This is a genomic window from Sphingobium jiangsuense (genome assembly GCF_014196495.1).
GTDB classification, from domain to species: domain Bacteria; phylum Pseudomonadota; class Alphaproteobacteria; order Sphingomonadales; family Sphingomonadaceae; genus Sphingobium; species Sphingobium jiangsuense.
In genome coordinates, this window is sequence record NZ_JACIDT010000002.1 from 284022 (window position 1) to 307534 (window position 23513).

25 protein-coding genes and 2 tRNA genes are annotated in these 23513 nt (G+C 62.5%); 18 read left to right on the plus strand and 9 right to left on the minus strand.

Translation table 11 applies throughout. The features are described 5' to 3' along the window. Window positions 1–35: 35 nt before the first annotated feature. The 4 genes from GGR43_RS03820 to GGR43_RS23940 form a co-directional block, all read right to left on the minus strand. Window positions 36–317 (minus strand): hypothetical protein, encoded by a 282-nt coding sequence (locus GGR43_RS03820; RefSeq protein ID WP_188070618.1) that lies wholly within the window; start codon window positions 315–317, stop codon window positions 36–38. A 337-nt stretch (window positions 318–654) separates the two neighbouring features. Continuing rightward, complete coding sequence (locus GGR43_RS03825; protein ID WP_188070619.1) at window positions 655–2175, minus strand: YfjI family protein; 1521 nt, start codon at window positions 2173–2175, stop codon at window positions 655–657. After that, the gene (locus tag GGR43_RS03830) at window positions 2175–4070 is read right to left on the minus strand and encodes a CHC2 zinc finger domain-containing protein (RefSeq protein ID WP_343054441.1); all 1896 of its coding nucleotides are present in this window, start codon (window positions 4068–4070) and stop codon (window positions 2175–2177) included. Before GGR43_RS03830 ends, GGR43_RS03825 begins: the two co-directional genes overlap by 1 nt. 56 nt (window positions 4071–4126) lie before the next feature. Beyond that, window positions 4127–4336, minus strand: coding sequence for a carph-isopro domain-containing protein (locus GGR43_RS23940; protein ID WP_425502149.1), 210 nt, complete (start codon window positions 4334–4336; stop codon window positions 4127–4129). Between the two features lie 72 nt (window positions 4337–4408). On the opposite strand from GGR43_RS23940, the gene GGR43_RS03840 reads away from it, so the two are divergent. The 12 genes from GGR43_RS03840 (at window position 4409) to GGR43_RS03895 (ending at window position 12928) form a co-directional block, all read left to right on the plus strand. After that, the gene (locus GGR43_RS03840; protein ID WP_188070622.1) at window positions 4409–5143 is read left to right on the plus strand and encodes a S24 family peptidase; all 735 of its coding nucleotides are present in this window, start codon (window positions 4409–4411) and stop codon (window positions 5141–5143) included. A 139-nt stretch (window positions 5144–5282) separates the two neighbouring features. Next, on the plus strand, window positions 5283–5795 hold the full coding sequence (locus GGR43_RS03845) for a hypothetical protein (protein WP_188070623.1): 513 nt from the start codon (window positions 5283–5285) through the stop codon (window positions 5793–5795). Then, window positions 5788–6033, plus strand: coding sequence for a hypothetical protein (locus tag GGR43_RS03850; RefSeq protein WP_188070624.1), 246 nt, complete (start codon window positions 5788–5790; stop codon window positions 6031–6033). The genes GGR43_RS03845 and GGR43_RS03850 overlap by 8 nt, the downstream gene beginning before the upstream one ends. Then, entirely contained in the window at window positions 6026–6433 is a 408-nt protein-coding gene (locus GGR43_RS03855) for a hypothetical protein (RefSeq protein WP_188070625.1), read from the plus strand. Before GGR43_RS03850 ends, GGR43_RS03855 begins: the two co-directional genes overlap by 8 nt. Further along, entirely contained in the window at window positions 6430–6795 is a 366-nt protein-coding gene (locus GGR43_RS03860; protein WP_188070626.1) for a hypothetical protein, read from the plus strand. The genes GGR43_RS03855 and GGR43_RS03860 overlap by 4 nt, the downstream gene beginning before the upstream one ends. Next, on the plus strand, window positions 6782–7750 hold the full coding sequence (locus GGR43_RS03865; RefSeq protein WP_188070627.1) for a hypothetical protein: 969 nt from the start codon (window positions 6782–6784) through the stop codon (window positions 7748–7750). Before GGR43_RS03860 ends, GGR43_RS03865 begins: the two co-directional genes overlap by 14 nt. 324 nt (window positions 7751–8074) lie before the next feature. Continuing rightward, window positions 8075–8446 (plus strand): hypothetical protein, encoded by a 372-nt coding sequence (locus tag GGR43_RS03870; protein WP_188070628.1) that lies wholly within the window; start codon window positions 8075–8077, stop codon window positions 8444–8446. Beyond that, window positions 8446–8730, plus strand: a complete 285-nt coding sequence (locus tag GGR43_RS03875; RefSeq protein ID WP_188070629.1) for a hypothetical protein — start codon at window positions 8446–8448, stop codon at window positions 8728–8730. The genes GGR43_RS03870 and GGR43_RS03875 overlap by 1 nt, the downstream gene beginning before the upstream one ends. Further along, on the plus strand, window positions 8720–10081 hold the full coding sequence (locus GGR43_RS03880) for a DUF6551 family protein (protein WP_188070630.1): 1362 nt from the start codon (window positions 8720–8722) through the stop codon (window positions 10079–10081). Before GGR43_RS03875 ends, GGR43_RS03880 begins: the two co-directional genes overlap by 11 nt. Then, window positions 10078–10518, plus strand: coding sequence for a hypothetical protein (locus GGR43_RS03885; RefSeq protein ID WP_188070631.1), 441 nt, complete (start codon window positions 10078–10080; stop codon window positions 10516–10518). The genes GGR43_RS03880 and GGR43_RS03885 overlap by 4 nt, the downstream gene beginning before the upstream one ends. After that, complete coding sequence (locus GGR43_RS03890; RefSeq protein WP_188070632.1) at window positions 10515–11285, plus strand: BRO-N domain-containing protein; 771 nt, start codon at window positions 10515–10517, stop codon at window positions 11283–11285. Before GGR43_RS03885 ends, GGR43_RS03890 begins: the two co-directional genes overlap by 4 nt. Window positions 11286–11608: 323 nt before the next feature. Then, window positions 11609–12928 (plus strand): tyrosine-type recombinase/integrase, encoded by a 1320-nt coding sequence (locus GGR43_RS03895; RefSeq protein WP_188070633.1) that lies wholly within the window; start codon window positions 11609–11611, stop codon window positions 12926–12928. A gap of 37 nt (window positions 12929–12965) precedes the next feature. Here the strand turns inward: GGR43_RS03895 and GGR43_RS03900 are convergent. Then, window positions 12966–13040: transfer RNA gene (locus tag GGR43_RS03900), tRNA-Val, on the minus strand. 140 nt (window positions 13041–13180) lie between these two features. Here GGR43_RS03900 and GGR43_RS03905 point away from each other — a divergent pair. After that, a complete protein-coding gene (locus GGR43_RS03905) occupies window positions 13181–14506 on the plus strand; it encodes a dicarboxylate/amino acid:cation symporter (RefSeq protein ID WP_188070634.1) in 1326 nt (441 codons plus the stop codon). Window positions 14507–14688: 182 nt separating this feature from the next. Here GGR43_RS03905 and cpdR read toward each other — a convergent pair whose 3' ends face one another. Then, complete coding sequence (gene cpdR, locus GGR43_RS03910; RefSeq protein ID WP_188070635.1) at window positions 14689–15063, minus strand: cell cycle two-component system response regulator CpdR; 375 nt, start codon at window positions 15061–15063, stop codon at window positions 14689–14691. Between the two features lie 157 nt (window positions 15064–15220). Here cpdR and GGR43_RS03915 point away from each other — a divergent pair, with 157 nt between their 5' ends. After that, entirely contained in the window at window positions 15221–16126 is a 906-nt protein-coding gene (locus tag GGR43_RS03915; protein WP_223177269.1) for an N-formylglutamate amidohydrolase, read from the plus strand. Between the two features lie 491 nt (window positions 16127–16617). On the opposite strand, the gene GGR43_RS03920 is transcribed toward GGR43_RS03915, so the two are convergent. Together GGR43_RS03920 and GGR43_RS03925 are read right to left on the minus strand one after the other, a co-directional pair. Beyond that, window positions 16618–17400, minus strand: coding sequence for a SapC family protein (locus GGR43_RS03920; RefSeq protein WP_188070636.1), 783 nt, complete (start codon window positions 17398–17400; stop codon window positions 16618–16620). A 111-nt stretch (window positions 17401–17511) separates the two neighbouring features. Then, complete coding sequence (locus GGR43_RS03925) at window positions 17512–18966, minus strand: FAD-binding oxidoreductase (protein ID WP_188070637.1); 1455 nt, start codon at window positions 18964–18966, stop codon at window positions 17512–17514. A 160-nt stretch (window positions 18967–19126) separates the two neighbouring features. Between GGR43_RS03925 and GGR43_RS03930 the strand changes: the two genes are divergently transcribed. The 3 genes from GGR43_RS03930 to GGR43_RS03940 all read left to right on the plus strand — a co-directional run bounded on the left by GGR43_RS03930 (window position 19127) and on the right by GGR43_RS03940 (window position 21419). Then, window positions 19127–19693 (plus strand): hypothetical protein, encoded by a 567-nt coding sequence (locus GGR43_RS03930; protein ID WP_343054423.1) that lies wholly within the window; start codon window positions 19127–19129, stop codon window positions 19691–19693. Window positions 19694–19811: 118 nt separating this feature from the next. Then, the gene (locus GGR43_RS03935; RefSeq protein WP_188070638.1) at window positions 19812–21272 is read left to right on the plus strand and encodes a DEAD/DEAH box helicase; all 1461 of its coding nucleotides are present in this window, start codon (window positions 19812–19814) and stop codon (window positions 21270–21272) included. Window positions 21273–21343: 71 nt separating this feature from the next. Further along, window positions 21344–21419: transfer RNA gene (locus GGR43_RS03940), tRNA-Ala, on the plus strand. A gap of 197 nt (window positions 21420–21616) precedes the next feature. On the opposite strand, the gene GGR43_RS03945 is transcribed toward GGR43_RS03940, so the two are convergent. Next, window positions 21617–22681, minus strand: coding sequence for a helix-turn-helix transcriptional regulator (locus GGR43_RS03945; protein ID WP_188070639.1), 1065 nt, complete (start codon window positions 22679–22681; stop codon window positions 21617–21619). 123 nt (window positions 22682–22804) lie between these two features. On the opposite strand from GGR43_RS03945, the gene GGR43_RS03950 reads away from it, so the two are divergent. Continuing rightward, window positions 22805–23467: a hypothetical protein gene (locus GGR43_RS03950; protein ID WP_188070640.1), complete on the plus strand. Its 663-nt coding sequence runs from the start codon at window positions 22805–22807 to the stop codon at window positions 23465–23467. The last annotated feature ends 46 nt before the right edge of the window (window positions 23468–23513 follow it).

Genomic DNA, 23513 nt, shown 5'->3' on the forward strand with positions numbered 1-23513 from the left:
GCCAGCGCGAGGGTGCCGACAGTCTCCGCATCGCCCTAGTTTTTCATTGCAATGTGGCTGATCCAAAACAACAAATCCTCGGCCGTCTCGATCCTCTCAATATCAACCTCATAGCGCGAACGTAGAGGTTCATCGTGATCCCGGCAGAGGCACAGAACAAGGCGCTCTGCGTCGAGCAGCCAAGGTCCCCAGCGATGCAGGTGGGCGAACTTCTGAGGAATATAGGGGCGAAACTGGAATGGTGTCGGTTCTATCGCAACTTTCGCAACTATCGCAGACCCCTTGCGATCGGTGTCATTTTCCCTGTCCATATTCATAATATATTCCCTATTTATATATATAAAACAATAGGATACCGTTTCCCATATCCATAAGGATATGCGATTTTTAAGGCTAAAAATGAAAACTATCGCAGCACTATAGCAGCGAGGTTGCGATAGTTATGGACCGGAATGTGGATGATCGTTCGATCGCCTCCTCGACGCTGGTGAAAGAATATCAGTCTCACCCCCTGCGATAGCTGCGAAAGTTGCGATAGTTGGCACTTTGCGAAGTCGGCTGGCAAAAAAGTGGCCTATTTCTGCGGCTTTCAACCGGCCGCGGACTGCCGAAACTATAGCAGGGCGATTTGCGATAGATTGCGAGACTGCGATTTTAGGCATGGCGAACCTGCACTCTCCATGCTTCACGGACCTTTTTCCCTGACACCATCCCGCCATTCGGCAGCCTATCTGACAGGTGATCGTGCCGCACCAACGCTGCGATGATGTCGCGAACCTGATCCGCACTTCTTTTGCGCATCGGTGCGGGACCGAGCCGCTGAATGGCTCCGATGGATATCAGGTTCTCAGTCCAGCTCTTGCGAAGCCAATCGGAAACGATCTGGGCGTCGACCAGTATCGGGTTGGGCGATGCCACGCCGATCAGTCGCACGGCCTCAGACAGGTAATAACGCGCGACGGATATGCCGCAGGCCATGAAATCGTCTTCGATCGCTTCCGTTCGTAGGCCGAACTGGAACACTGCCAGCACTGCCGCGATGCGCGCTGCCTGTTCAGGCAGCTTGGTCGCGAACCCTCGCACGTCCTCAAGGTCCTTGCCGTCGGCGATGCGCTCCTCCATCTCGTTCGCGAACGACCACCAGAGCTGCTGAGCATTGTGCGACAAGGGCAGCCGCTTCGGCCTTAGCGCCCTCGTGTCCTGATCTATTGGCAACGGCGCGCGAATGACATTGGCGAGGCGCTGATTGAATGCCGCGATATCTTCAGCGATTGTTGGATCAACCGGGGCGGTCGGATCGACAAAGCGCGTCCCTGCGAGGCTTATGGGCTGCGTCACCAGCAGGCGGCTCAGGAACCCTTGCCCCTTAAATTCGATATCGCCAAGGAGGCGGCCTGCAAGGACAGGCTGGATCATCATGTGAAAGGTCAGGCGGCGACCGTAGAGGGATGTCACGCCTTCGCTGCCGGTGAGGCGTTGAACTGGCTTTCCATCCCAAAGGTCGCTCAGGGTTGACACCGTGAACAGGCGATTGTCTTCGGATAGGCCATAACCGCCCAGCCATGAGCCGCCCTCGTCCGACATCAGACCGAGCGAGGGCCGCGCCGTTTCGAATTGCTTAATGAGGCCCTGCGTCGTGCCGACTCGCACGGTCATCACTGGCGTCATGGGATCGGACGGGCGCGGCCCAAGATCAAGCAGGGCTTGCTCTACAGCGTCACGACCCTTTTTCTTGGAATGCGTTAGAGCCTCCGCTTTCGCGGTATCCCATGCCAACTTTTTCGCGAACAATTCCACTTCGCGCCCGGCATGCTCTTCCTGCAACTCGCGCTGGAACCGCGCAATCTCATCGGTCGCAATTTCGTCAGCCGTCGATTTGCGGTCGCCACTATTGGCGACCGTCACGAGGAACAGGCTGATCGGGCGATCCTGCCCCGTCGGCAAGATCACATTTGCATGAGGCTGGACCGCTAGCGAGCAGGCGCTGAGCACCGAATTGGCCGCCAGCGCGACGGGAACTTGCACTTTCCTTGATATGGCGGTGACGGCACCGCCTATCACCCGGCCAAGAGAGCTGACCGGGAAATCCTGCGGTGGAATGACTTCGCCAGTAAGCGGGAGGGGTTCGGGCCGAGCATATTCCGAATCCCTGATCTTGTCCTCGATGTCGATCATCAGCCCCGCACCCCGCGAAGCTGATCGTTCCAGTCCTTGAACCCGTCATCGGGGAAGATGGAATTCACGGATAGACCCAGCTTGAGATAAGCGGCTGTCGCGTCATCGACGGCCTTGCGACCAGCAGCCCCATTGTCCCCGGCTAACGTGATGCTCTCGATGTGCGATGGAAGCCCGACCTGTGAGAGCATGGCCGTACCGCAAGATACCCATACCGTCTTGTCCGGGGCCTGCTGCCGCAGGGTCAGGCCATCCTCCGGTCCCTCGCACAGCAGAATATGATCGACATCGGGGCCGATCCTGAATGTCGACCCAACGACCACGCCGAAGGTCAGTTTCGCCTTCGCCTTCGATCCATCAGCGCGGACCCGCTCATATTTGCGGCGGCCGCCTTCCGCGAGGAAGATGCATTGGACGCCCACCAACCGCCCGGTGGCGTCCTGGAGGGCGCAGGCCATGGCCGGGGAATCCCGGCCGACTTCGCCCGTCTCCTCATTGCGCCAGCGTGGGGTCATCACGAAGCGAACGGTCGAGGGCAGGGGCATGGTGATCCCGCGCGATCGGGCATAGACCTCGGCGGGCGTCCCGGCCGCAGGCACCGACCTTGCCCAGATCGACCGGGCCAGCTCGACGCGTGCCGCCAGATCGGCCGCGCTCTGCTCCCGGCGCCGGGTCCGCTCTTCGTCCGATATCACCGGCAAGCTATCGCCCAGCAGCCATTCCACCGCTTCGGTGAAGCGCATGCTCTCCTTGTCCATCAGGAACCGGATGGCATCGCCGCCAGCACCGCAGCCGTGACAATTTCCCGTGAGTATGTTGTCCTCGATTGCGAAGGCGTGGGTGCCGATCACGTTGGCACAGAACACCTCTTCGATATCGTCAGTTGGCTCGACGGAAACGACCTGCCAGCGCAAGCGCGCGAACCTTTTTGTCGAGCTAGCGAGACGCGCGAGCGCGGTTGGACGCAATAACAATTTGGAACATACAGCGCCGGCCGGGAAGTTAATGCGGCAGATCGCTGATGGCTTTTCGCCATAGCCGAGCCGCATATGCTGGCGAACGCCGTAGGTGCCGATCCCAAGCTTATGACATATCGTCCGAACGCCTTCCAACGTCTCAGCTTCCTTGCAGTCTAGCGTTACCGAACCGTCTTTGGCTATATGCCCGTCAGTGGCGAGATACCCTGCAATGAAGCCAGCCAGATAAGCAGGGCTTGCCGTTGCAACCGGCAGGCTTTTCATGAGCGGGCAGAGGCCGCGCACTTTGATATAAGGTTGCCCCTCAGCGCGTGTGCCGGTCCATGTCGGGTGGTTTGGAAACCAACGCAGCAAATCGTCTATCTTCTCGCCGTGGAGATCAACGACAGCGCAGTCGGGCGTTAATGTTCCGTCTCCGAAAACGATGCCATGCCGCACACCTTCCGGGTCGACCTCGATTGACCGCCTTGCAGGAAATACGGCCTGAAGTCGGGCGCCGGGCAACAATTGGTCCGTCCGAACCTTCGACGCGCGGTCCCTGATCAGCCATTCATGGCCATCGGTCGCGCGAATGGTTTTAGAAACACCGTTGCGCGTAAGTTCGATCCGCCAGAGTCGCTGGCGACCGAACGAGCGGATCGGCGCGTAAACCCATTTGCCGCCGGTTGTCAGCAGGCGATGCCAACCCCCCGCTAGATCCCTTATTGGAAACGTGCCGTCATAGGTGATGACGCCAGTCTCGCCAGCAAAGCAATGGTATGTGCCCTTGGCGTCGTTCACCTCGAAGCTGGGCGTCCGCTCCGAATGGAACGGGCACAGGCCCACCATTTCGCGCGGTCCCCGCTTTCGCAGGACCGTATGTCGCCCTGCGACCTCGGACAGGTTGTGCCGCAGACGCGCCTCTTCGGCAGCCGCGATAGCTGCTTCATACCGGGGCGAGGTGCGATTTCGGAATCGCTCGCGGGCCACTCCCCTCACTCCGCTTCGGCGGGTGGGATAAAGTCCTGATAACTGAGAGCCACCCCTCGGTCCTTGGCGGCGTCAATTATCGCTGCCCAATAGCGAACCGGAATTGATCTGCTGCGGTTTCGCCATTGCCGGACCGTTACATCAGGGACGCCGATGTCGCGGGCCATCGCCGCCGCACTGGGCCAGACGGAAAAAATATCATCAATACAAGACATCCGAAAACAATACGCAATGGATCGTTAAACATCAATCCCTAATGTATTGTCCGATCCATTATGTGAGGGGTTATGAGCACAGAGCAAAATGATCGGCTGCGCGCAGCCAGGAGATCCGCCCAATTTAAGTCTGCCGCAGCAGCGGCGGAGGCGTTTGGATGGAACGTGTCAACCTATCGCCACCATGAGAATGGAACGCGAGGATTTGGGAAAGACCACGCCAAGGCATACGGAAGAGCTTTTGGGGTATCTGCTGGCTGGTTGCTTGGGCTGGAAAAAAATCCAGACATGGATGATAGCGAAAAGATGATTGCGCATATGAACAAGCCGGATGAATTGGATTCTGATCTCCGTGATTTTCAGGACAGATTATTTGAAGAAACTGGTCAGATATTGGTTCATCATTACTCCATAAAAGATTTTGATGTAACTTTTACCGACCTTCCTCTGTTCCATAATGCAAATCAGGATTTCTGGTTTAAGGCGTTTAGTTTGTCTCTCATTGCGGAGGTCGCCAAGGTAGAGCGCGACTTGGTGTGCTCAATTAATGCGCCAGATTCCTCTATGGCGCCAACGATCAAGGAGGGGGCGCTGCTTCTGGTAGATACTGGATCAAAGGACATCGATATTCAGGACGCCATCTGGCTTATCTCATTGGGCGGGACGGCAATGATAAGAAGGCTGCTGGCGCTGCCGAACGATCGTGTGTCGGTATATTCTGACGCGGTGGGCGGCCGATCGCACGATTTGCCACGCGACGGCCTACTGATTCGAGGGCGCATCGTGTGGATCGGACAAATGCAATAAGGCAATCCAAAGTGTATTGACTTAGTCAATCCTTAATGTATTGATGCCTCATCACCTGATCGCCCACGGGCCGAAGACGGTGATGCAGGCAGGGTGTCCGCACGGGCTACCCCTGTCATTCTGAACAGGAGACCCCGATATGGCCGACGCCACCCCGGCGCGGAGCGATGCCGCTTCGCGAGATGAAGAATTGCATCCTGCGGAGAAGCAGGAAACCCCGATCGCCGCGTTCGCCAGCCTGATCGGCGAAGTTGAAGAAACCTTCTGTTTGGCGGATCGCCTTTATCACATGCGGAAGCAGTCAGCTTTCCGAGCTGTCCACGACATTACCTACACGGCATTCTGTGACAGCGCTTGGCCGATGTTCGATATGATCCCGGAAGATGATCGGGATTTGGTCATTCTCGCGGGTTTCACGTCTATGTACGCGGAGCAACTTGAGGATATTGCGCAACAAGATGCGCATGCCCAAAGGCTCGCAAAGAGCATATATGCCGCCCTGATCACGATCACCGGAGTTTTGGCCCGCCGTTCGCCGGGTTGTACCGAGGCGATCGGTCTCCTTTGGGGCGACCTCGGCCGCAGCATCCAGCGCGACGTGATGGCGACGGAAATCCGGCGCGCCGACATGGAGGCGCTGCGTCATGGCTAAAACCTCCCTTTACGCGCACTTCCATGAATGCCCGACGACGCCCCTTAACTGGGCCTCCGCGATGCTGGAATGCCTCGCGAATGCATATGAGGATAACTCCCTCAATTCCAAATACCCGAACACCGAACTGACCTCGATGTCCGGCAAAATGCTGTGCGATGCTCTTTTCGGCATCCAGTCGCTTATCAATGCGGCCGCCATCATGATGGAAGAAAAGAGGAATGGCGAACATGAGTAAGCCGTCCTTTACCCAGCCGATCCGTAGCGACATCGAACGCCTGTCCGGCGGGGGAGGGCGCGGCCCGTCGACCGCCAATGCAGACGCCGAAATCATCGCGGCATTTTCGAGGATGGCTCGCCTTTTTCTGGACGCGGGCGCGGAAGGGCTTGCGAGCGTGTCCCCCGCTGATCCTGCGGATGGTGGTATCCTGGATCGTTCGATTGCTCAGACGCCGATGGGCGTTGCTTTGAAGCTTCGCTACGCTCTCTTTTGCAAGGTCGACACCATCGGCACGATCGCTGCGGCGTTTGGCGCCTCGGTTCCTGACATCGACGAGATGATGGAGATGGAGGGCACGGACGCCCTCACGATCTGGACTGCCATCAAGAGCCTCGAAGCGATGGAGGCCCGCCCATGACCTGCATCATCATCGACCAGCCGCATCCTTTGGACGCGATCTGGGAGCATGCCTATGCGCTGGAAGAAAAAGCCAACTGCGCCAACGAAGAAGCCCTGCGGAGCGGCGACGAGGAGCGCGCCTGCGAAACGCTCGAACGATGGTGCGATGCGGTCTACGCCATCTTGGCTCTCCCGGCCCGCAATATGTCGGACTGCCTCGAAAAGCTGCGGCTGTCGGGGATTTGCGACGACGGCCTTCTTGCTGGTGCGGATGGCGACGCGATTTTCAAGGAAGCGATCGCCGTCCTGTCCGAAGGCGCGCGGCGCGGGAAGGGGTTCAATCTTGTGCCCTTGGATGGAGGCGCAAATGCAGGCGCTTAACTACACGCCCAAGGCGATCCAGCAATTGCTGGATTTCCCTTGTCCCGACGCACCCGGTGCCTATGCGGGAATGCAATATCTCGCCCGGAAATTGCAGCAGGCAGAGGTGTTCGTGCTGGGCGACAGCGGCGAACTGCTGGACCGCTCGAAGCCTCGGCCTGAAGTTCCGGGCGTGCTGTTCAAGCCGCCGTTCCCGGTTGTCGCTCTGGAGTATGAGGCTAACAGCAAGGATTGGGGCAACAGCATATACACGGCGGTGAAGGCCTCGCGCCGGATCGCGCTTGCATGGGATTGGATGGACGATCTTCCTCCGGCTCTCGCGGGATGGTCGAACCTAGGCAACCAACCCGGCGTGGCAGTGGTCTCAATATCCTTCTTCGATAACCAGCAGATGTGGATGCCGACAGCGGCGGCGATGTTCATCCCATACGAAACGGAATATCGGCCAGATAGCAGGCCGTCGCCGTTTCGGGCGGAAATGATCGCTCAGGGTCGTGTCTCCGCGAAGCTGGCCGCCGCGCCCAAACCGGAAGCCCGAACGGTTGCCCTGCTGCCTGAGGCAATCGCGGCGTCTCATGCCAAGCTGGGGATGGCGGTAACACTCGATCACATCAGCGCGGATCTTCAGGATGAGGTGAACGCCTATCTTGATCTGTGCAATGTGCTGGCCTGCCGGAACGTCCGTGCGGAACGACAACCCGCCTCCCCGGAGCATAACCGTCGGCGAATCGCTCGGGGGCAAATGCCGCTCAAGGACTTCCATGTCCTGACCATCGACGGGACAGGCGAAGGCGAGGCTGGCGCCACTGGTACTGGCACCAGCCCCCGAGCACATCTTCGCCGGGGTCATATCCGTCGCCTCGCGCCCGGTCGCGTAACATGGGTGAATGCGACGATGGTTTGCGGTCGGGGCGGCTTTATCGACAAGGCTTATGCTGTGCGGGGTGTGCGATGAAAGATAGCATCTGCCGTACCTGCGCTTTCTGGCGCGCTGGGGCATCGCCCAACGCCCTTATCCCGGTTCCTGACGACAGCGACGCGGACACGGGTGTCTGCGAAGTCATGTCGCCCGATGTCCAGATCGGGCGCGATGGCGCGGTCATTTCCGTCCAGCCGCCGACCCATGCAACGCGGTCGTGCGCGATGTGGGAACCCGGCGACGGCAATGATGGCGGCGGGCGGCGCGATGGTCGGGACCATACGCCCTCCCATCGCGAGAATATTCGGAACCTATTCCCTGTCCAGCCCGCCCCTGTGGCGGCCTGAAGGAGATACGATCATGTCCACGAACGATGAACAGGCGGGAACGCAGGCATACGAAGCCTATCTGACTGCCCTTCGCGCGCATGACGCGCTGGTCAGCGATCCCCATAGCTCGTTTGCCGATCGTCTTGCCGCCGCTGTAGAGGTCGGCAATAAATTCCGTGCCGCCCAGATCGCCTTGGGTGGTCGTGAACCGGTCGACAGCGATGTCCGCAGGGGCCGTGATCAGTTGCACGAAGCGGCATATGTCGCGCTGGCGATGATCCGTGGAATTATAGAAATCGGCGGCTTCGATCACTCTACCGGGGAGGACGCGAACCTTTGCTCGCATCTTCTCTATGAGGCGGAGCGTCGCCTGCGCGATGCAGTCGCGACGGTGAGCCGCTGATGTCCAGGGCGGTCATCAGAAACGGCACAGCCTATCCCTATGCCGTTTGCCGGGCCGGGGCGCGCATGCCGCGTTTCCGTCACCAGACCGAGGACGAGGCGCGCGCCGCCGCCATGCAGGAGAGCATAAAGCGTCCCGGCACCGCCTTCTATGTGTTCGAGGAAATCGCGCGCATCACTGTTCCCCACCCTGATCGCCAAGCCCCCGGCGATCAGCAGAGCCGGGCGGCAACCCTGTCCCCCAGCCGCCCGGCTCAACGGGGAGGCGCGCGCGATGACGATTGAGGCCGTCGCCGTTCAGTCATGGATCAACAAGGGCGCGAATACCATCCCCGAATGGATCAAGCCCAAGATGGTCAATAAGCGTGAACCCAACGGTACGTTTCTGATCCACAGCCGTGCCGGCACTGACAAGGTGCAGGCGCGCGTGCTGGTCGGCTATATCGTGATCGAGCGCAAAGGTGTTCTCTTTACTCGTCCGCCCGCCGAGGCACGGGGATTGCTTGAGGAACTGGACGAGAAGGACGCCAAGGCATACGCGCTCCTTCCGAAGAGCAGTGCGGGTTCGCAGGCCGAGGCTGACGTAGCCCCGCGCGAGGACGATACGGACGACATCACCCACCGTATCCGGCACCTTCAAGCAAGCATAGAGGGGGGTCGATTCGGAAACGCGCAAAATGGTCCCGTCACCGGTCAAAAGCCGCAGAAATCCGCACTTTTGAGGGGTGATTCGTACTCGGCCATCACCGCCGCCGGTAACCCCGCCGGCAAAGCGGCCAGCAGCACCCAAAAACCGCAGAAATCAGCCGTTCGCGCCCTGCCGGTAAGCTCAGCGAGCAGCACCCCGAAAAAGTGGCCCACGGCAAAAGGCATGCCGCCTTCTATCGAGAACAGGAACCCGTCCGAACTGAACCTTGATGACAGCTACCAGCGGTCCACCGAGAACAGCGCCAGCCAGGCGCTGATCAAGAAGATCGCGCACGGCTGGGACTGGCGCATGTGCCTGCCGCTTGTCGTATCGAAGCGGGACGACGGTTCGCTATGGGTGATCGACGGGCAGCACCGGCTGGCCGCTGCGCTCATGCGCGGGGATATTCCCTTCCTGCCCTGCTGTGTCGGCGTATATGGCACGGTAGCCGACGAGGCGGCGATGTTCGTCGCCATGAACCGGTCCCGCAAGCCCATGAACCGGCTGGACGACTTCCACGCGGCAATCGCCAGCGGCGACGCTGAGGCGATAGAAATTCGCGATCTGGTCGAGGCCGCAGGCTTCACGGTTTCGCGCCGCACCGGTTCGCAAAGCTGGCTGCCGGGCGAGGTGGCTTTCACCGCGTCTATCGCAAGGGTTCTGCGCAAGCACGGGCCGAAGCCCTGCGCCTATGCCTTGCAGACGATTGCGGAGGCTTTCCCCGATGAGGTTCTTTGGGCAGGCGCCAGCATGTTCACAGCCCTGACCAAGATCATGATCCAGCCACCCGAGGACTTCGACCCCGACAGGCTCTTTTCGGCGCTGCTGAAAGGGGATCAGCGATATTGGGCCAGCTACATCGAGAAGGTCAAAGGCGCGGAAGAACGGGCATTACGAATGAAAGACGCCTTGCTGATGGCGTATGAGGACGAAGGGGTGCAGCAATGATGCTCCTTTCCCGCCTTGATGTCTGGCTAGGTAAAACGCTGTTTCACCCGCCGATCATCCTCGCCTGCCAGATCATGCGCCAGACGCAATACGCGGTGCATCGTGCGCTCTGGTTTTTCGCCTTCTGCTATGCTGCGTACTTCGCACCGGAGATTGGTTGGGCATGGGTCGCATTCGTCTGGCTGGGCGTACTCGGGGCATTCACAAGCGCCGCATGGTTTCCTGATCGCGAAGTCCGGTCTCGCGGCTGGGTCCGTTTTCTCCTGTGGCAGTGCCTCGCCTTCAATCTGGCAGAACTTTTCCTGTTCAGTCGCCTGAGTCCCGGCCTCGCTCAGAACATCATCATCCTGTTCGCGGAGTACGCCGCGACCATCAAGACAATCCCGCCGCGCCGGAAGCGCGAGCGGCGCACCAGCGCGAAGGAGGCGCGGGTATGAACGCTGTCATTGATTTGAGTTTTGAAGGCTCGCCAATTCGCTCCGTCATCATGGATGGGGAGCCGGGGTTCGTCGGCAAGGATGTTTGCCAAAGGCTTGGCTATGCGGACACGACCAACGCGATGAAGCAGCATTGTCGTGGGGTGGTGAAACGCCACCCCATCAAGGATAGCCTTGGGCGGATGCAGCCGACACGCATCCTGTTCATACCGGACGTGCTTCGACTTATCGCCACCAGCGCATTGCCGGAAGCCGAGCGCATGGAGCGGTGGATGTTCGAGGAAGTCCTGCCATCGGTTATCAGGACAGGCTCCTATACCTCAGACGGGACCGTTACCAGTTTCGCGCCAGCCGCCCGTTCGACGCTGGGCGGGATCGTGAAGCGGGTCACGCACGCCGAATTGCAGGAGGCGTTGCCAGCGCTTGTCGAACCGATGCTGGAACGCATGGTCAGCGAGCGCCTGATGTCCGACCGCCGCAAGTTGATCGAGGGCGTCAGCGCGCTGGAGATTGCCGAAATGGCCGGATACACGAAGGGGAAGCGCCCGCGTGGGCTGATCCAGTTCATCACCAGCCGCATTCGCCGCTACCATGAGGATCGCGGATATTTGCCTCACCGGACGCCGCATGGCTCATGCAAGGTGCTGGTCTATGTCGAGGCGGTCGCCCGGCGCTGGCTGAGCGAAGGCGGGCGGGCGGCGATCGACGCCTATGTTGCGGAGCGCAAAGGGCAGGGGCGTCTGCGGCTCGTGGAGGCGCGGGCGTGACGCCCGCAATGGATGATCGTGGGCACCACGCACGGCAGGCGCTCTTGGGTGTTGCGGCGCACGAGCCGGAAATCGAGTCAAAACGGGACGGTTCGTTAACCTCGAATGGGGGTTGCCCCGATCCGGCGGCTGGGGGAGTCTGCCATGGCGATTGAACGAACTCGCACCGAATCGGTGATCGACCTTGATCGCAAGGTTTCACGGGCGCTTCAATGCGGTCGCGGCATCACCCTCTCGCCAGGGCAGCTCGATCTGCTGGCCGATCTGGGGATGATCGAGCGGCTTGCGGAAGCGAAGGCCCAAATCCTCAAGGAACAAGCGCAATGGCGACGGAAAAAGGTGGCATCTACCAGCGGGGCGAATTCTGGCTCGATTACGTCAGAGGCGCGGGCGGCAAGCCCTCTTCCGCAAACTGGTATATCTGGTGGTACGACGCCGCAGCCGGGCGCAACCAGCGCAAGAGCACGGGCACGGCAGATGTTCGATTAGCCTGCGATAAGCTGGACGAGCATTATCTGGCGGTCCACCGGCCCACGACCGCCGAACAGGATTGCTATAGCGTTCCCGAGGCGATGGCCGATTATTGGCTGGAACATGGCAGCAAGCAGATCAGCGCCGATCCGATCAAGGCCCGGCTCAAGCTCATGTCCCGCTTCCTCGACGCGGAAGCAGACGCCGGGCGTCTGATAGATCCGTTCCTGCCCGACCATCTGGACGATCGCTTCCTTGAGCGCTTCCGGGAATGGGCGCTGGCCGATCCGATCATCGCCCGGAAGAAGGACGAAAGTGGAAACTGGATCGAGGGGAAGCGCCGCAAGCGCTCTGCATCCACGGTCGAGGAAAGTATCATCCAGCTCAAGGCGGCGCTCAACCACGCGTTCAATTCTCGCCGCCTGCGCTATGTGCCACCCCTCAAGCACAAGACCCGCGATCAGGTGACGCCGGAGCGGACCTATCGCCTCTCGGTCGACGCGATCGCTGAGCTGCTGGATTATTCCATCCGAGGGGCGGGCAATTACAACGGGCACGCCGATAGGTTGCTGCCGCTGCGTCGCTATCTCATTGGCGCGATCACGACTCTGGCCCGGCCCGACGCGGTTCTGGACATGGGCGTCGCCCGCGAACGAGGCCAATGGATGCAGAACGAGCGCCGGTTCGCGCTTAACCCGGAAGGGCGTCTTCAGACCAAGAAGGTCCGCCCGGTCATGCCGGTGGTCGACCTGCTGCATTCATGGCTTAGCGCGACCGATGAATGGCTGGTGTGTGGCGAGCGGACAACCTTCGACCCGGACCAGCAGATCGACCTGATCGAGCAATACAAGGTCGCCAGCGTCAAGAAGGGGTGGCTGGGCGCTCGCGAGAAGCTTGGCATCCCCGACGGCTGGGGGCCGAAGCTACTGCGCCACAGCATGGCGACGATCCTCGCAAACCGACGCGTCGACCTCATAGAGCTGGAAATCGCGCTGGGGCACCGCCCTTTGGGCAAGACGTCCAGCCGCTATGCGATCTTCGATCCTGACTATCTCAGCACCATCCGCGACGGCATCGAGGACGTTGTGAGCGACCTCACCAAGAAGGTCGGCCCGGCGCTTCACGCAAAACTCACGCAAGGACATGAGAATATTGCCGTGCTTCGGGCGTGAAAAAGCCCGCTAAGTCCTTGGACTTGCGGGCCTTTCATGGTGGGCGTGGCAAGGATTGAACTTGCGACCCCTACGATGTCAACATAGTGCTCTACCACTGAGCTACACGCCCTCACCGGGAGACGCGCAGTTAGCCTCGATCGGCTGTTTGCGCAAGCCCTGATTGAAGTCTTGCGGCATTTTTTTTAGGGGCGGAACGGCGATGGATTGTCGCGATGGAAAATGCAGGACGGGGGCGCGGAAATGGTGAATATGGCGATCACGAGGGACGGCCCGCCACAGGCGCCGGTCCGCTGGTACGGCCATCTTTACGTGCAGGTGCTGATCGCCATCGCGGCGGGCGTGCTCGTCGGCGTCCTCGCGCCCGCGACGGGGGAGGCGCTGCAACCGTTGGGCGATGCGTTCATCAAGCTGGTGAAGATGATCATCGCCCCGGTCATCTTCCTGACGGTCGTCACCGGCATCGGCGGGATGACCGAGCTGTCCGGCGTCGGCCGGGTCGCGGGCAAGGCGTTCTTCTATTTCATCACCGTATCGACGCTGGCGCTGGTGGTCGGCCTGATCGTCGCCAATGTGACGCAGCCGGGCGCGGGGATGAACATCGATCCGGCCTCGCTGGATGCGTCGCGCATCGCCCAATATGCCGAGAAGGCGCATGAAAACAGCCTTGTCGCCTTCCTGCTCGATATCATCCCGGCGACGCTGGTCGCGGCGGTGGCCGACGGGCATATCCTTCAGGTGCTGTTCGTCGCGATATTGTTCGGCATTGCGCTGACGATGATCGGCGAGAAGGCGCGGCCGCTGATGGAGCTGTTCGATTCGGCCAGCCATGCGGTGTTCCGGCTGGTGGCGATATTGATGAAGGCCGCGCCGGTCGGCGCCTTCGGCGCGATGGCCTTCACCATCGGCAAATACGGCCTCGGCGCGCTGGCCCATCTGGCCGGGCTGGTCGCAACCTTCTACCTCACCTCGCTGCTGTTCGTGCTGATCGTGCTGGGCGTGATCGCGCGGATGGCGGGCTTTTCGGTGTGGCGGCTCATCGTCTATCTGCGGTCAGAACTGCTGCTGGTGCTGGGCACCTCGTCGTCCGAGGCGGCGCTGCCCAGCCTGATCGAGAAGATGGAGCGAGCCGGGTGCGAGAAGGGCGTGGTCGGGCTGGTGGTGCCGACCGGCTACAGCTTCAATCTCGACGGCACCAACATCTATATGACGCTGGCGGCGCTGTTCATCGCGCAGGCCACCAATGTCGAGCTGAGCCTTGGGCAGCAGGTCGCGCTGCTGCTGATCGCGATGATCAGTTCCAAGGGCGCGGCCGGGGTGACGGGGGCGGGCTTCATCACGCTGGCGGCGACGCTGGCGATCGTGCCTTCGGTGCCCGTCGCCGGGATGACGCTGATCCTCGGCGTCGACCGCTTCATGAGCGAATGCCGCAGCCTCACCAATTTCGTCGGCAATGCGGTGGCGACGGTGGTGGTGTCGGCGTGGGAGGGCAAGCTCGACCGCCAGCGGCTGGACGCGGCGATGCGCGGCCATCCGATGCCGGTGACGGAGAATATGGAAGCGATTATCGAAGATTAGGGTCGATCGACATTCAGCCCATGCGGGCCTGCAAATCGCGCTTTTCTGCGCTTCGGTGCTCACGGACCTTTAAGTCCGCTGCGCTCCGATGCTCGAAAATCACAATTTTGACCTACGGTCGCCTTCGGCTTCGGCTCCACCTGAACTGAATGTCGATCGACCCTGCGCCGGAGGGAGGGCGCTTAAAGGCCCTTGGCGCTTTCGAGGCCGAAGATGCGGTCGACCTCCAGCACCAGATCGCGCAAATGGAAGGGCTTGGACAGGACCTTGGCCTGCGGCACCGCATTGCCCGCCTTCAGCGTGACGGCGGCAAAGCCGGTGATGAACATCACACGCATGTCGGGTGCGACCCGCGCGGCATGCTGGGCCAGTTCGATGCCGTCCATTTCCGGCATCACGATGTCGGTCAGCAGCAGGTCGAACGATTCGGCTTCCAGCAGCGGCAGCGCGGCCGTGCCCCGGTCGACGGGGCTGACGTCATAGCCCGCCCGTTCCAGCGCGCGCGCCAGATATTGCCGCATCGCGTCATCGTCTTCCGCCAGCAAAATACGGATCATCGACCCTTGCACCTCTTTTTCCTTTGCCACGAGTGCTGCCAGCCGACATGCACCCTGTCAATGCACGTCAGCTTATGCTTTGCATTTGTGGATAAGCGCTTAACATGGCGGGACGAAACGCGGAAAAACGGATGGGACCAGGCGAGAAGCAGGCGCGGTGAGGAATGTGACAGGCAGCATGGAGCCGTGGGCCGCCGGTCCTCTGTTCGAATGGCGCGGGGCGGGGCCGGGCGAGGGCGCGGCGGGGCCCGTGCTGCTGTCCGTTCCCCATGCCGGGCGGGCTTACGCTCCGGCTGTCCTCGCCCGCAGCCGCATGGGCCTCTCGCACCTGCAACGGCTGGAGGACCGCCATGCCGACCTGCTGATCGAGGATCTGGCGGCGCGCGGCTGTCGCGCGCTGGTGGCGCGGGTGCCGCGCGCGGTGATCGACCTCAACCGCGATCCGCGCGATATCGACCCGGTGCTGGTTCACGGCATCCCGCATGGCGAGCCGCTGATCCAGAGCGCCAAGCAGCGCGGGGGGCTGGGCCTCTTTCCGCGCAGCCTGCCGCGATCGGGCGACCTGTGGCGCGGCGCCATGGGCTGGGACGAGGCGAGCAGCCGCATCGCGCAGATGCACCGGGCCTATCATGGCGAGCTGGAGCGGTCGCTGGACCGCCTCTGCCGCCATCATGGGCAGGCGCTGCTGGTCGACGTGCACTCCATGCCGCCGCTGCTTCCCTCCGGGCGGAACGGGGAGCGGGCGGACGTGGTGATCGGCGACCGGTTCGGCGCGTCGGCCTCCGCGCGCCTCTCCGAAATGGCCGGGTCCGTGCTGCGGGCGGAGGGGCTGCGGGTCGCGCTCAACCATCCCTATGCCGGGTCCTATCTGATCGAGCGGCACGGGCAGCCGGGGCGTGGGCGGCATGCGCTGCAAATCGAGATATCCCGCGACCTCTATCTGGACGGGGCGCTGGAGGAACCGGGCGCCGGGCTGGCGCGGATGCGCGGGGCGCTGACGCGGCTGGTCGAGGCGCTGGAGCGCGAGCTGAGTCGCGACCGCTGGTCCGAAGCCGCCGAATAGCGGGACGAGTGACGCGCCAGATGCGCGGGGGTGCGAGGCCGTCGGGGCGGGTGATGCCGGGCTGTGGCGGGAAGGCCGAAAAAGCCGGGATTTTCCAGTACATCCACCACAAAACAAAGAACCACCCTATGCAAGCATAGGGTGGCCAGGTTCAGGGAGGAGACGCCCTCAAGAGAAGGCGTCCATGCTGTGCCCGAAAGGGGAACAGGCACCAGCACAGTGTTTAATTAAGGGAGGTGGCGTGATTTTTCAACCACTCTTGGCCGACTATCGACGCAGCCCGCCCCGTTTTTTTCTGTCCATCCGTGGAAATGACAGGGCCTATATTCTTGAAATGGCGGAAAACCGCTCTTTTTTAACATATGAAAAAATACGCCCCCGAACCGATCGGGGGCGTATTAAATTCGCTGAACTGAAGGCCCGGTGCCCCGGCGACGCCTTTTTCGGGCCGGATCATCCGAATCCGGCCGGGCGACTCCGGGCGTGGGCGGTCAGGCGGCGGGCGCGGGGGCCGGGACGTTGGGCAGCTTGCCCTGCTCGACCTGCTGCTGGAAAATCTCGCGCATCAGCTGAAGCGAGAAGAGGTGCGTATGGATCAGCGGCAGCATGCCGTTCTGGTTGATCTTGCGCAGCTGGTCGCCGCGCAGTTCGCGCAGCTTTTCCTCGTTCACCATGCCGAAGCCGCGATAGACGAACGGCTGGTCGTTGTTCGGCATCTGGATCGCCACTTCGCCGTCCATGATGAGGCCCAGTTCCTTCAGGTCCTTCATGAACATAGAGGTGCGCTGGGCGGCCTGCTCGAATTCCTCGCAGAATTTGAGGATGCCCTTGGTGATCTCGGTCGGCTGCTTGTTCTCGTCGAGCAGCGGCTCGCCGTCCTCGAACTCGCCGATCCAGTCGACGCTGGGGTCGAAGCAGAGCGACAGCTCGTCATTGTCGGGGCGCAGCTTCGCCAGCATCCACGGATAGCGGCGCACATAGGCAGGCACATAGGCCGGGCCGCGCAGCTTGCCTTCCTCGTCGAGGAAGGTGTTGACCCCTTCGTTCAGACCCATCAGCGCCAGCGGCACCGGATCCTCGCCCGCCGAGAAGATGATCGGCACGAAGCGCTGGGCGGAAACGAACTCGTCGATGGTCAGCGGGACCGCGTGCTGATCCTTCAGGAAGGGCGCGGCGTCGATCGGCCGGATGCGGTGGTTCGCATGCTCGTTGCTGTTGAGCGGCACGAGGTCGTTATAGAAAATCGGCAGATTGGCATTCGGCGCGCTGGCCATAATCGTCTCCATGATGCTGAACGGGCCACGATGTTGAACGGGGTGCCCGCCTGTCGCTCGCGGGCGCCGGGAAGGCTCGCTTGCGACCGTCAGGGGCTGGCGATAAATGCCTCAGCCTTCCGATGCAAGCGGGATGAGCTTTTCCGGGTTCATGATGCCGCGCGGATCGAACGCCTGCTTGATCGCGCGCATCGCCCACAGTCGCGCGGGCGAGGCGAGGCGGCCGAGCTCCGCCCGCTTCATCTGGCCGATGCCGTGCTCGGCGGAGATGGAGCCGCCCGCGGCCTCCACCGCGTCATGGACGAAGCGGCTGATCTCCTTGCCCTGCCGGGCGATCCACGCCGGGCCGTCGGCGGTGCCCTTGGGCGCGCGGACATGGAAATGGACGTTGCCGTCGCCCAGATGGCCGAAGGAGGAAGCGGTGGTTCCGGGGAAGCGTGCCTGCGCGGCTTTCGCGGTTTCCACCATATAGTCGGGCATCGCCTCCACCGGCACGCTGATGTCGAATTGCAGCGCCGGGCCCTGCGCGCGCTCCGCCTCCGATATCGATTCGCGCAGCCGCCAGAAGGATTGCGCCTGCGCCTCGTTCTGCGCGAGCGTGGCGTCGAGGCCGCGCCCGCTTTCCAGAAATTCGCTCAGCGCCGACAGGATTCGCTGTTCCCCCTGCGCGCCGTCAGCGGCCTCGCTCAGGTCGAACTCGATCAGCACATGCCAGGGCGAGGGCGTCCCGATCGGCGAGCGCGTGCCGGGAATGTGGGAGAGCACATGGCCGAGGCAGTCGCCCGCGATCACCTCGAACCCCTCGATCGTCTGGCCGAAGCGCCGTTCCAGCAACCGCAGCAGCGCGAGCGCGTCATGCGGCCTTTCGACCCCGACCCAGGCCGTCGCGGTGCGGGTGAGCGCGGGGACGAGGCGCAGCGTCGCCGCCGTGACGACGCCCAGCGTCCCCTCCGCGCCGATCAGCAGGTGGCGGATGTCATAGCCGCGATTGTCTTTCTTGAGCGGCTCCAGCCCCTCATAGACCTCGCCATTGGGCAGCACCGCCTCCAGCCCTTCGACCAGCCCGCGCATCGTGCCGTGGCGCAGCACCTGCGTGCCTCCCGCATTGGTGGAAACCAGCCCGCCGATGGTCGCCGAGCCCTTGGCGCCGAGGCTGAGCGGGAAGCGGCGTCCGGCCGCTTCGGCGGCCTCGTGCAGGGTGGAAAGGATCACGCCTGCCTCGCACACCGCGCGGTTATGCTCCGCGCTGAGCGAGCGGATCGCGTTCATGCGGCGCAGCGACAGGATGAGCGCGCGCCCATTGGCCGGCGGGGTGGCGCCGCCGACCATCGACGTGTTGCCGCCTTGCGGCACCAGCGGAATTGCCTGCTCCTGCGCCAGCGCGACGACGGCGGCGACCTCCCGCGTGGTGGCGGGGGCGAGGATCGCGGGGCTCTGCCCATGGAAGCGTCCGCGCCAGTCGGTCAGCCAGGGCGCGATGGCGTCGGCGTCGGTGATGAGGCCCTTGGGGCCGAGAATGGCGTGTAACCGTTCGAGGGGGATTGCCGGGGAGGAGGGATTGCTCATGGCCGGCATATTGTCGCAATTCACCTGCTGTTCAACAGCGCTTGTCTATGCCCGGATGGATTCTGCGTTTTCCGTGATTTTTGGGCGGCATTGTTTCCACTTGCGAAATCGCTTTAATGGGGTGTGTCGTCGCGACCTGTAGACGCGAAAAAGGGTGATCGTGATCTTGGTGCCTTTTCTGCTGCTGTCCGTTTCGATCCCCGCCGTTGCATCCGTGACGGAAGGCGGGGCAGGGGCCCGCGACTCCGGTTTCCCGCCCGCCGTTGCCCGTGCTCCTGCTGCTGTCCCAGCTGCTGCGATGCCGCCGGTCGAGCTGGCGCAGATGACGATCGAGCAGCGCGTCATCATCCGCGTGCCGATGGTGCGGCCGGGCCTGCCGCCGCCGGACATGCAGCGCCCGCGCCGCCGCGGCGACCCGCTGCCGCCCGCGCCCGCGCCGCCGCAGGCGATGAAGTGGGAGGAGCGCAAGGGCCCGAAATGCGTGCAGCTCGCCCAGCTGCGGGCGGCGGCGATCACATCGTCGCGCGGCGTCGATCTGATGCTGCGCGACGCAAGCCGCCTGCGGGCACATCTCAGCCGTGAATGCCGGCCGGAGGCGCTCTATTCCGGCTTCTACATCCAGCCCGATGACGATGGTTCGCTCTGCGCCGGGCGCGACCGTCTGCTGGCGCGCAGCGGCGCCAATTGCACGATCACGGAATTCAAGCGGCTGGTGCCGGACAAGTAGGGGGACGTTTTCTTCACCTCTCCCGCATGGATTTTCTTGACAATATCGCCTTTTTTGACAATGGCCCGCGATTATAGCGGGGCATGGTGCCTGGCGTTTCGGATTCCGGGAAAACTGGATGAATTTTGCCGATCTCGGCCTTTCTGAAGAATTGTTGAAGGCCGTAACGGAGGCCGGATACGATACGCCCACGCCCATTCAGGCGCAGGCGATCCCCCCCGTCCTGATGATGCGGGACCTGATCGGCATCGCCCAGACCGGCACCGGCAAGACGGCCAGCTTCGTCCTGCCGATGATCGACATCCTCGCCCATGGGCGCAGCCGCGCGCGCATGCCACGTTCCCTGATTCTCGAACCGACGCGGGAACTGGCCGCGCAGGTGGCCGAGAATTTCGAGAAATACGGCAAATATCACAAGCTGAGCATGGCGCTCCTCATCGGCGGCGTGTCGATGGGGGATCAGGTGAAGGCGCTGGAAAAGGGCGTCGACGTGCTGATCGCGACGCCGGGCCGCCTGATGGACCTGTTCGAGCGGGGCAATATCCTGCTGACCGGCTGCGGCCTGCTGGTGATCGACGAGGCCGACCGGATGCTCGACATGGGGTTCATTCCCGATATCGAGAACATCTGCACCAAGCTGCCCGCCAACCGGCAGACGCTGCTCTTTTCCGCGACCATGCCGCCGCCGATCAAGAAGCTGTCGGACAAGTTCCTCACCAATCCCAAATATGTCGAGGTGGCGCGCCCGGCGACGGCTTCGGCCAACATCACCCAATGGCTGGTGAAGGTGGATGCGCGCAAGAAGCGGGAAAAGCTGCGCAGCCTGCTGCGGGACGGGAACGTCACCAACGCGATCGTCTTCTGCAACCGCAAGTCCACCGTGCGCGAACTGAACAAGAGCCTCAGGAGCCATGGCTTCGCCAGCGGCGAGATTCACGGCGATATCGACCAGAACGCGCGTATCGCCGAGCTGGAGCGGTTCAAGAGCGGCGAGGTCAACATCCTGGTGGCGTCGGACGTCGCCGCGCGCGGCCTCGACATCAAGGGCGTGAGCCATGTGTTCAACTTCGACGCGCCCTGGCACCCGGACGATTATGTCCACCGCATCGGCCGCACCGGCCGCGCCGGAGCGAAGGGCGCCGCCTATACCTTCGTGACGAAGGACGATGCCGAGGCGATCGACAATATCCAGAAGCTGATCGGCACGGCGATCGAATATGCGTCCGGTGGGGAAGGCGAAGCCGATTCGGCGCAGGATTTCGCCGAGGACGCCGCGCCCGCCGACCGGAAGCGCCGCAAGGGGCGGAGCGACCGCCGCGATCCGCAGGACAAGGCGGAACCGCGCAGGTCCGAAGGCAGGCAGGGCGAAGGCAGGCAGGGCGAGGGCAAGCAGGCGGAAGGCAGGCAGGCCGGGGGCAGGCGCGCGGAAGGCCGCCGATCGGAGAGCGGGCGGCGCGGCGAGGAAGAAGGCCGCTCTCGCGGTCGTCATCCCGATGTCGACGGCACGCTGGAGGACGGCGCGTGGAATGGCCCGGTTCCCGCTTTCCTCACCATCGGTTTCGCCACGCAGCCTGCATGAAAAATTCTCTCGCCTTTTTGTAAAAAAGGGCGTTGCCACCATTAAATTGCTCGCTTATAGGCGGGCGCATCGGGGCCGTAGCTCAGCTGGGAGAGCGCGTCGTTCGCAATGACGAGGTCAGGGGTTCGATCCCCCTCGGCTCCACCATTTCCCAACATTTATCGCGAACCTGCCGGTTCCCTTGACGGCCACTCGCATCAGCGTGGTCGGCGTGGTGCGATCCTTTGGGATCGACTGCCCTCACCGAAGGAAAGCGGCTTCGTATCTGCCTCCTGTTCGATTTTCACCAGCCAACCGACCGGCTTATATCGTGCCGGGCCACGTGCCCCCCCGGCGAGAGCATTTCAGCCTATCGCGTTCAGCAGGATGATGAACTGGGTCACGCTGTTGGTGCCCGTTTTTTCCAGCAACTGCCTGATCTGGCTGCGCACGGTGGCGACGCTTACCTGGCGGGTCTCGCCGATCTCTTCGGGGGAGCGGCCCGCCAGCAGGGCCAGCGCCACCGATGCTTCGGCGGGGGTGATGCCGTAATGCTGGTGCAGCCAGAGTTGCAGCCTGTCCTCCCGCATCTGGCCGTCGTTGATGACGATGACGCAGGAGGAGCGCGCGGCGTGCATGGCGGGCAGCACCAGCAGGTGCAGCGGGAACGCGCCGGATGGGCGCAGGCAGAGGAAGGTCGCCCGCTGCGTGGGGCGGCGATGGATGGTGTCCTCCGCCGCCTTGCGGATCGCCAGCGTCAGGTGCGGGTCGGCGAGGCAGAGCCTGCCTTCCTGAATGTCGATGCCGTCCTTCCGCTCGATCAGGCGCAGCGCCGCCGGGCTTCCCTCGATCACCCGCAACTCGCCGTCGACCAGCAGCAGCTTCTCGCCCCCGCTGTGCAGCAGCTCGGCGAGGTGGGAGAGGCGCTCGCTCTGGCGGCGCATCACATGCCGGGCGCGATAGACGCGGTGCAGGTCGGTCGCCAGCCGGTCCAGCTTTGCCACCTCCTCCCGATCGAAGGCGCCGGAGGAAAAGGAGCGCTGGATCGCGCTGCACATCACCATGCCGTCCATCTTGTGGACGATGCCGAGGCTGTGGCCGGTGTCGTCGCCATGGGCCCGGAACAGGTCGTTCCAAAGCCAGGACGCGCGATAGACCGGTTCCGGCACGAAGCTGTCCAGCGCGATCGCCTTGTTGACGATCCCCGTCGCCATTCCGGCGTTCATCCAGATGTCGTCGGAAATATCGGACATGAAATCGTCGATCAACGAGCGGGAGAAATAGGAGAACTGGAGATCGGGAAGCGGGTTTTGCGGATGGAAATGATAGAGGGTGCAGGAACGTCCGCCCGCCACCGCCGCGACCATCGCGGGCAATTGCGAATAGGCCTCGTCATCGAAGATGGCGTCGTACAGATCGCCATGGCTCATGCAGATCGTCCCACCCTCTCGCCCTTCATCAATTCCCAATCTTTTCATCAGATTTGAGGATGATTCGCTCTGACGGGCAGAATATCAGCAGCGCGCTCAATCACAAATAAGGGAGCTATCATCATGAAAAAGGGGATTTTCTGGGCCGCCGGGGCTCTTGCGATGCTTGAGGCCGGCACGGCGCAGGCGCAGGATTCGAGCTATTCGATCGGCATCACCGGCGGCACGCTCGGCATCGGGCCGGAGGTCGGCGCACGCCTGTCGCCGATGTTCGGCGTGCGCGGCAGCGCGACCTTCCTCGGCGTCAGCCACTCGGTCGACGGCAGCGACATCACCTATGACGGCAAGCTGAAGCTGGCCTCCTATGGCCTGATGGCGGACGTCTATCCGTTCGAGGGCGGTTTCCGCCTCAGCGCCGGTTTCCGCATCGACAAGAACAAGATTCGCCTGAAGGCCAGCCCGACGCAGGCGGTCGAGATCGGCGGCGACCTTTACACCCCGGCGCAGATCGGCACGCTGTCGGGCCATGTGAAGGCGAAGGAATTCGCGCCGATGCTGACCCTCGGCTATGGCGGGGGCGTCAGCCAGGGCGTGAAGTTCGGCGTCGACGGCGGCGTGATGTTCCACGGCACGCCGCGCATCCGCGACCTGAAGGCGACCGGCGGGCTGGCGAGCGACCCGGCTTTCCTCAACAGCATCGCCGACGAACAGCGCGAGATCGAGCGGGATATCGACCAGTACAAGGTCTATCCGGTGCTCCAGCTTTCCCTCTCCTACGCCTTCTGAGCGGACAGGCGCTACCGGCGGCGGGCCTTGGGCCGGTGCTGCCGGT